Raw genomic sequence first — 8,132 nt, forward strand, 5'->3', positions numbered from 1 at the left:
CCCGTTCAGCGGGACCGGTCGGACTCCGGCTTCTGGGCGTCTTCCGACGGGGACAGCCTCCGATCGAGTGTCCGGACGGCGAAGCGGAGCAGTCCCTGGTCGGTCTCGCGCCAGCGCGGGGAGTCGAGGAAGCGTTGCACCCGGCGCTCGACCAGCAACTCGCTGACCAGGACGCAGACGAGCGTCAGGAACAGGGCGAGGGCCACGCGGACCGGCTCCCGCCAGTCTTCTGTGTGCCGGGAGACCAGGAAGATCATCGGCAGGTGCCAGAGGTAGAGGCTCAGGGAGTGGCGGCCGAGGAAGGCCAGTGGGCGTGACCCGACGAGCGCGATGACCCACCGTGGTGGAGTCGCCAGGGTGGCGCCCACGACCACGAGCACGAGCGCGACGTCCAGGCTCACGCCTGGCAGCCCGAAGTAGGCCTCCGACCCCTCGGTCCAGAAGAGGAGAGGGACGAGCGAGCCGAGCCCGACGAGCAGGGCTGGGCGTCCCCAGTGCGCGTGCGACCGGAGGTAGGGCATCGCCGCGGCGGCAAGTGCCCCCGCGACGGGGGCGTCCCCCCGGGCGCCGGTGCGAAGCAGTGCCCAGAAGGGGTCGAAGTCGTAGGTCTGGGCGCGCCAGAACAGGAGCGCCACCCACAGGGCACCGAGCGCGATCACGAGCCACTGGGGGCGTCGCCGCAGCAGCCAGACCAGCAGCAGCACGACGAGGAACATCTGGAAGTCGACCGATAGGTACCAGAGGTGGCCGAGGTCGCCTCTGGCGGCCTCCATCTGATCGTGGATGTAGAAGTTCCACGTGTATGTCGCCGCACTGATCACGGAGCCCGTCGTCGAGCGCCCGTCGTCGACGGGCTTCTCGATGGCGGTCCACACGACGAAGGCGAGCAGCAGGAAGTACAGCTGTCCGCTGAGCCGGGTGAACCGTCGGACGAGCGTGACCCCAGGGAGGAGACCGGTTGGGGCGGCGAGCTGGCGCAGCATTGCGCGCGTCGCGAGGAAGGCCCCGATGACGAAGAAGATCGACACGGCGTAGTTGCCAGCGCTGAAGAGGTAGCCGAGGAACTGCGAGCCCGTCGAGCCCGTGCCGTCCCGCGCGTCGAACATCCGCTGGAGCATCCAGGGGGAGATGCGCCAGAGGTGCGAGAGCACCACGAGGACGACGGCGATGCCGCGCAAGCCGTCGAACAGCGATATCCGCCGGGTCGATTGGGCCGGTACCGCGATGGTCATGGGGAGCACTGTAGGTCCCGGCCGCGGACACCATCCCCGACATGTGAACAACAAGTTGCGCAATGCGTACCAGCAGAGTGTGACCCCTGCTACTGTCAGCCGACATTTTGCACGTGCTTTGGGAGGGGTCTTCGTGCGTAAAACCATCGGTGCCGTCTGTGCGTTCCTCGGCGCTTTTCTTGTGATTGTTGCGATCCTCGCCCAGACCTGGGCCGCCGGGCAGCTGAAGAAGACGCCGCTCGACGTGGACTCCGTGACCCGTCTCTCTGGAGATGCCATCCAGTACACCGCCCAGGGCATCTCGCCCTTCGCGGTGAAGGCCACCAGCACGACGAAGGCGGACTCTGAGAAATCCGACGACGACGTGGTCGTCTTCAAGACGTCGACCTGCCTGGTCAAGGACACCAACGACGTCGGGGACTGCGTCTCGGCCGACGACCCGTTGAACCGCCTGCTCAGCGCGAGCTTCGACGACTTCGCCACGGATCGGACCACCGGTGAGGCGGTGAACGACCCCAAGTACCTCCCGGCGGACGCCGAGGAGCACGAGGGACAGGTGAACAAGTTCCCCTTCGACACCGAGAAGAAGGACTACACCTACTTCATCGGCCCGGGCACCGCGACCGCGGAGTACACCAAGACCGAGAAGGTCGACGGACTCGAGACCTACGTGTTCCACGTGGAGACCGAGCCGGCGCCGATCACGATCGCGGAGGGTCTCGAGGGCACCTACCAGGAGACCACCGATCTGTGGATCGAGCCGCGTACCGGTCAGATCGTCGACCAGGTGAGCGAGCAGGTCCGGACGGCGAACGACGAGCCGTTCCTGACCCTGAACATCTCGTTCACCGACGCCCAGGTGAAGGAGAACGTCGACGACATCGGTGGTGACGCCGACCTGCTGAAGCTGGCGACGTCGACCGTCCCGCTGATCGCCTACATCGTCGGCATCCCGCTCCTGCTGATCGGTCTGGCGCTGCTGATCCTCGGCCGCAACCAGACTCCTGCCCCGAAGACCCGAGCTCGCCAGTCCGAGCTCACCAAGGCCTAGAGGTACGCTGCTGCGATGTCAGAGGCGGCTGCTCGGGCGCCCCACGGGGCGACCCGGGTAGCCGCCCTCGACGGTTTACGGGGCATCACGATCCTGCTCGTCGTCCTCGGACACGGCACGGTCTACCTCTGGCCCGCGACAGCGGTCCTGGACGTGCCCTACCTGCGCGGGTTCTTCCTGGGCGGGACTGTGACGGTGTTCTTCATCGTCGGTGGATACGTCGTGACCCGCGGGCTCGTGCGCGAGCTTGAGGCCGGCGTGTGTGACCCGCTCCGGTTCTACCTGCGCCGCCTGTTGCGTCTCGGTCCACAATTGGTGCTCCTCTGCACGGCGCTGCTCCTCGTCGACCAGGTCGGCCCGGAGCCCACCAGGTCGGCCGAGCAGACCCGGGATTCGTTCTTGCACGTGCTGACCTACACATGGAACGTCTACCTCCAGGACCACGCGCTCGACGCCCGTGGCGACCTCGGTCACCTCTGGTATCTCAGTGTTCAGCAACAGGTCTACGTCGTGCTGCCGCTCTTCCTGGCGCTGCTGATCCGGCGGCGTGCTCTGTCGGTGCTCCTGCTGGCCGCGGGCATCGTCTCCGCGGTGGTCCTCCGATTCGTGCTTGTCCCGGAGATCGGCTGGTGGCCGGTCTCGCTGCGCGTCCTGACCCGGTGGGACGGCCTGCTCCTGGGCGTGCTTCTCGCCCTGGTGCTGCCGCGTGTCACGCGGGGGCTGCGCTGGGTGCCGGCGGCCCTCGTCGTCAGTCTGGTCGCGCTGGTGGCATTGATCCTGACCGCCGGGGAGTCGGGCGAGCTGGCCTTCCTCCGGTGGTGGGGTCTCGCGGTGCTGGTCGTCTCAGGAGCTCTCGTCGGGCTGATCGTCCTGCACCCCGGCACCGGGGCGATCCGCGCCCTCACGGCTGCGCCCCTCACCGTCCTGGGTCGGGCCAGCTACTCGATCTACGTCTGGCACTTCCCGGTCTTCTGGTTCGTCGGCACCCAGGCCCAGGACTGGTTCTGGTACGCCCGGGCGATGCTGGCGCTCCTGATCGTGGTCCCGATCGTCGTGGTGATGGAGATCTTCGTCGAGCGCCCGGTACGACGGCTGCTCGCTGAGCGGCCGTTCTTCCGGGTCCGCGCCGACGGCACAGCTCCCGCGCCCGCCGGTGCCGAGCGGGTGGCGATGTGAGCCGCGTGGCCGGCCACCGGACGGCGCTCGCCCTGCTCGGCTGCGCGAGCATCGTCCTGGCCTTGTCTCAGGTGCCGCTGGCCGTCCCGGGCCGCGACCTCACGGTGATCTCGCCCCTCGACGGCCCGCTCGCCTCGGGCAACCTGGCGATCGCCGTGCTGCTCGGGGCCTGGGGTTTCCTGCTGACCCGCAGTCTGCTGGTGGCCCGGACGACCTCGCCGCTGCGGGCTTTGCAGGTCGCCGGGTGGTCGCTGGTGCCGCTGGTCGCCACGACGGCACTCGTGAGTGTCGCCGCGGTGGCCGTCTCGATCGTCGACGACACGGAGAGATCGTCCTCCGACGCGACCTACGGCGGCATCGGGCGCGCCCTCTCGTTCACCTACAACTGGTGGCAGCGGTCCAACCTGGCGGCTGTCGGGGTCCGCCGCGATCTCGCCACCCTGTGGATGACGAGCATCGTCGTGCAGCTCACCGTGCTGGCGATCGTGGCGGTGGTCGTGCTCGGCCGCTGGCCGCGCCTGCTCGCCACGCTCGCCACGCTCGCCGCGCTCGGTGCCGCTGCGGAGCGGGTCGGCAGGTTGCAGGACTCCGGCTGGGTCGTGGTGGCGCTCGGCACCGTGGAGCGCGCCGACGCCTTCCTGCTCGGCATGGCCGCGGCGGTGGTGGCATCGCGGGTCAGCCTCGAGGCCTCCCGGGCGAGTGCGGTCCTGGGCGGCGCCGTCCTGGTGCTCGCCGGTGCTCTTCTCGTCCCCTCTCTCGTCCCGGTCGAGCTGGTCTTCGAGGCACTGCTCCCGATCGCAGCGCTCACCACCGCCGTGGTGCTCGTGGTCGCCGACCGGGCGACCGACCGGCGAATGTTGGTCGTCCAGCTGCTGCACCGACCCGGCCTCGGCGTTGTCGGGGCGTCGTGGTTCGCAGTGGTCGCCTGGGCGCCGTTCGTAGCCGTCACGGTCTCGCGGCACTCCGGTCCCCAGCCCGTCGTCGTGGCCGCGACCGCCGTCCTGATCGCGACAGCGCTCCTTAGTGCGGGCACAGGGTGGCTCCTGGGATCGGCCGAGCGTGCCTTCGCGACCTGGGCCACGCAGCGGCGCGGGTTCGCGTCAGCCGAGGTCGGCAGCGACGATCGCCGTCCCGGGGGTCAGCCGCCCGCGGACGGCTGACCAGCCGCCCCACACCCGGTCGTGGCCGGCGGGCCACTCCGGCTCCAGCAGCCGGCTGATCCGGAAGCCGGAGCCGGCCAGCACCTCCACCCAGTCGCCCAGGGTGCGGTGGTGCTCGACGTACGTGACGTCGCCGGTGGCGTCGTCGACTTCGACGTACGGCGTCCGGTCCCAGTAGGACTGGCTCGCGACCAGGCCGTCCTCGGTGGGGTCGTCGGGGAACATCCACCGGGTCGGGTGGGTGATCGAGAAGGCGAAGCGGCCACCCGGGCGCAGCACCCGGGCCGCCTCGGCGACCGCCACGTCGAGGTCGCGCACGAACTGCAGCGCACCGAAGGACGAGAAGACGACGTCGAAGGAGCCGTCCGCGAAGGGCAGCGCGGTGGCGGTCCCGAGCACGGCCGGCACGCTCACGCCGGTCGAGTCGTCGAGGCGGCGGCCGTGCTGGAGCTGGCGGTGGGAGAGGTCCAGCCCGATCGACCGGCCGCCCTGCGTCCGGATCCAGCGCGAGCACTGCCCGGCGCCGGAGCCGACCTCGAGGACGTCGCGGCCCGCGACCGGGCCGAGCACCCCGGCCTCGGCCTCGGTGAGACCCTCGGGGCCCCAGACGAAGCCGGCGTCCCCGAGGAAGGCGCCGTGGGTGGCCTGGTACTCGTCGGCGTAGCGGTCCCAGTCCGGCCCGTTGGCCCGCCGTGACTCGTCCTCGCCGACGCTGCGCCGCTCGGCGCGGAACGGCGGCAGGTCGGGGTGATGGCGGGAGTCGGGCGCGCCGGCGTCGCCGAGCGTGGCGCTCACGCGCCGGCCCCCACCTTGCGGCGGCTCAGCGGGATCCGCCCGGCCAGGTCGCCCAGCGGGCCGACCACCCGGCCGAGGGCGTCCGCGGACTCGCCGAGCGAGGGGATCAACGCGGCCAGCTCGGCGAGCTGGGGCCGGATCGCCTCCAGGGTCTCGCCCAGGCCGATCAGCTGCTCGAGCGTGCCGCCTTCGGAGACCAGCTTCTCGACGAAGCCGTCCTCGGTGAGCGCCCGGTCGGCCAGCCCGCCGGGCTCGAGGACCCGGTCGAGGACGCCGCCCGGGGTGGTCAGCCGGTCCAGCGCGCCGCCCGGGGCGAGCAGGCGGTCCAGCGCGCCCTCGCGCTGAACGAGCTGGTCCAGCGCCCCGCCCTCGGCCAGCAGCCGGTCGAGCGCGCCGCCCTCGGCGAGCAGCCGCTCGAGCGCACCATCGTCGGCGAGCAGCCGGTCCAGCAGTCGGCCGAGCTGCTCGGCGTACCCGCCGGGTCGGCGCAGTGGGCCGTCGGCGGCGGCGAGCCGGCCGAGCTGGAGCGTGGTCAGGGTGAAGGCGTGGCCGACGCGCCACGGGAGGAGCGCGGCGCCGACGATCGGGTGCATGGGACGACGGTAGCCCCCGGGGGTCGTGACAGCATCGCGTCGTGGACCTCGCCGCTGCGTCGCTGGAGCCGCTCCCGGGCGGCTGGTCGGGCCAGACCTTCCTGGCCGAGGTCGCGGGGGAGCGCTCCGTCGTCCGCGTGTACGCCGAGGACGGCCACCGCGGTCCGGCCGCCGCCGAGGTCGACGCGGCGCTGCTGCGGCTGGTGCGCGGCCTGCTGCCGGTGCCCGAGGTGCTCGAGCTGCGCCGGGCCGACCCGGCGAGCGGGATGCCGGCGCTGCTGGTGACGTCGTACCTGCCCGGGGTCCGGGGCGACCTGCTGCTGCCGGACCTGGACGAGGCGGGCCGTCGGCTGCTGGGGCGTCGGCTCGGGAGCCTGGTCGCCGACCTGGGCGGGATGCCGCAACTGAGCGACGGCCCGTTCGTCGACGGCGACCTGCGGATCGGGGAGTGGGGGCTGCCCGACGGCCTGCCCGAGCTGGTCGCGACGGTGCGTCCCGAGCTGGGCGCCGTGGCGGAGGACGCGCAGGACCTGCTCGACACGGTCTCGCGGCGGGTGCTCGTGCACGCCGACCTGAACCCGAAGAACCTGCTCGTCGACCCGGACACGCTCGAGATCACCGGGCTGGTCGACTGGGAGTTCGCCCATGCCGGCCACCCGTTCACCGACCTCGGCAACCTGCTGCGGTTCGAGCGCGACCCGGTCCTCACCACCGCCGTCCTCCAGAAGTACGGCGAGCGCCGCGACGTCGACCCGGCCGATGCGCTCGCCCTCGCCCGGGCCGCCGACCTCTGGGCGCTGGTCGACCTGGCGGCGCGCCCGGAGGCGAACCCGGTCGCTGCCAGGGCCGACCGTCTGGTGCGGGTGATCAGCGCGACCGGCGAGGCCGGGGCGTGGGACGGAGGGGTCTGACGTCCCACGCCCCGGTGGTCACTGGGGGCGGCCCAGGCCCCAGTCGGCCGGGTCGGTGCCCCGTCGTACCTCGCGGCCGTCGGACACGCCGCCCCGGTCGGTGTCGCACCGACCCGGGTCCGTCTTGGCGCGGCCGAACTTCCGGTTCCGGCTGCCCCTGATCTCCTCGCGGTCCGTCAGCCGGTCGCGGTCGGTGTCGCGCACCGCCGGGTTGGTCCGGACCACGCCGATCGTCACCTTCCGGCCGGCCTTGCTGACCACGACCTTCTGCTTGATCCGCCAGCCGCGGACCTCCTGACGGTCGCGCAGCCCGTCGCGGTCGGTGTCGGTGCTGCGCGGGTTGGTGAACACCCGACCGATGGTCCGGGTCCGCCCGGTGCAGGACTTGACCCGGTCGCGCACCCGGATCCTGCCCAGCACCTCGACGCCGTCGGTGAACCCGTCGCCGTCGGTGTCGCGGCGCTTGGGGTCGGTGGGCTTCGAGCCGTAGCGGGTGTTGCGCGAGCCGCTCAGCTCCTCACCGTCGGCGAGGCCGTCGCCGTCGGTGTCGGCCCTGGTCGGGTCGATGCCGATCGTCCCCTCCTGACCGTCACCGGCGTCGTCCCCGTCGGTGTCGGGGTTGTTGGGGTCGGTCCCATCGACGATCTCCTGGCCGTCCGGGACGCCGTCGTCGTCGCTGTCGGCGTCGTTCGGATCGGTCGGCTGGTTGCCGTACTGGGTGTTGGCGGTGCCCGCGACCTCCTCGAGGTCGCTCAGACCGTCGCCGTCGGTGTCGCCCGGCGTGCCGGGACCGCTCGGGTCGCCCGGGTCGGTCGGGTCGGTCGGGTCGTTGGGATCGGTGCCCCCGACGACCTCCGTGCCGTCGCCGACCTGGTCGCCGTCGCTGTCGGCCGTGTTCGGGTCGGTCGGCTCGAAGCCGCCCGCCTCGTTCTCGGAGCCCGAGGTCTCCTGGCCGTCGGTGAGCCCGTCGTCGTCGCTGTCCGCGTCCACCGGGTCGGTGGGCTCGTTGGCGTAGGCGTCGTTCTCGGAGCCGGTCGTCTCCTGACCGTCCTTCAGTCCGTCGTCATCGGTGTCGGCGTCGGTCGGGTCGGTGCCGAGCGGCCCCTCCTCGACGTCGTCGAGGCCGTCGTCGTCGGTGTCGGCGCTGTTGGGGTCGGTGCCGGCGTCGGTCTCGGCGCCGTCCTCGATCCCGTCGTCGTCGCTGTCGGCGTCGT

At 71.8% G+C, this 8,132-nt stretch carries 7 protein-coding genes and 1 pseudogene; 4 read left to right on the forward strand and 4 right to left on the reverse strand.

The window, feature by feature from the left end; all coding sequences use genetic code 11:
- Positions 1–5: 5 nt before the first annotated feature.
- Positions 6–1,178, reverse strand: coding sequence for an acyltransferase family protein (locus tag BLT76_RS10235; protein WP_170867012.1), 1,173 nt, complete (start codon positions 1,176–1,178; stop codon positions 6–8).
- Here BLT76_RS10235 and BLT76_RS10240 point away from each other — a divergent pair.
- The 3 genes from BLT76_RS10240 to BLT76_RS10250 are packed head-to-tail and all read left to right on the forward strand — an operon-like array spanning position 1,168 to position 4,619.
- A complete protein-coding gene (locus BLT76_RS10240; RefSeq protein ID WP_170867013.1) occupies positions 1,168–2,283 on the forward strand; it encodes a PorA family protein in 1,116 nt (371 codons plus the stop codon). The two genes, BLT76_RS10235 and BLT76_RS10240, sit on opposite strands and share 11 nt — an antisense overlap.
- A 15-nt stretch (positions 2,284–2,298) precedes the next feature.
- Complete coding sequence (locus BLT76_RS10245) at positions 2,299–3,459, forward strand: acyltransferase family protein (RefSeq protein ID WP_090854798.1); 1,161 nt, start codon at positions 2,299–2,301, stop codon at positions 3,457–3,459.
- Complete coding sequence (locus BLT76_RS10250) at positions 3,456–4,619, forward strand: hypothetical protein (RefSeq protein WP_139175476.1); 1,164 nt, start codon at positions 3,456–3,458, stop codon at positions 4,617–4,619. The genes BLT76_RS10245 and BLT76_RS10250 overlap by 4 nt, the downstream gene beginning before the upstream one ends.
- Here BLT76_RS10250 and BLT76_RS10255 read toward each other — a convergent pair.
- Both BLT76_RS10255 and BLT76_RS10260 read right to left on the reverse strand, forming a co-directional pair.
- Entirely contained in the window at positions 4,560–5,414 is an 855-nt protein-coding gene (locus BLT76_RS10255; protein ID WP_170867014.1) for a class I SAM-dependent methyltransferase, read from the reverse strand. The genes BLT76_RS10250 and BLT76_RS10255 overlap by 60 nt on opposite strands.
- A complete protein-coding gene (locus BLT76_RS10260) occupies positions 5,411–6,007 on the reverse strand; it encodes a hypothetical protein (RefSeq protein ID WP_090854804.1) in 597 nt (198 codons plus the stop codon). The genes BLT76_RS10255 and BLT76_RS10260 overlap by 4 nt, the downstream gene beginning before the upstream one ends.
- A gap of 41 nt (positions 6,008–6,048) precedes the next feature.
- On the opposite strand from BLT76_RS10260, the gene BLT76_RS10265 reads away from it, so the two are divergent.
- Entirely contained in the window at positions 6,049–6,918 is an 870-nt protein-coding gene (locus BLT76_RS10265) for a phosphotransferase family protein (RefSeq protein WP_090854807.1), read from the forward strand.
- An 18-nt stretch (positions 6,919–6,936) separates the two neighbouring features.
- Here the strand turns inward: BLT76_RS10265 and BLT76_RS26150 are convergent.
- Positions 6,937–8,132: pseudogene (locus BLT76_RS26150) on the reverse strand (hypothetical protein); the annotation flags it as partial.

The organism is Nocardioides lianchengensis (assembly GCF_900101465.1).
In the GTDB taxonomy this organism is placed as follows: domain Bacteria; phylum Actinomycetota; class Actinomycetes; order Propionibacteriales; family Nocardioidaceae; genus Nocardioides; species Nocardioides lianchengensis.

Bases quoted from the DNA above. Each gene is read 5' to 3' on its own strand.
- BLT76_RS10240 (WP_170867013.1), top strand. From the start codon at position 1,168: ATGCCGCGCAAGCCGTCGAACAGCGATATCCGCCGGGTCGATTGGGCC.
- BLT76_RS10245 (WP_090854798.1), top strand. From the start codon at position 2,299: ATGTCAGAGGCGGCTGCTCGGGCGCCCCACGGGGCGACCCGGGTAGCC.
- BLT76_RS10260 (WP_090854804.1), bottom strand. From the start codon at position 6,007: ATGCACCCGATCGTCGGCGCCGCGCTCCTCCCGTGGCGCGTCGGCCAC.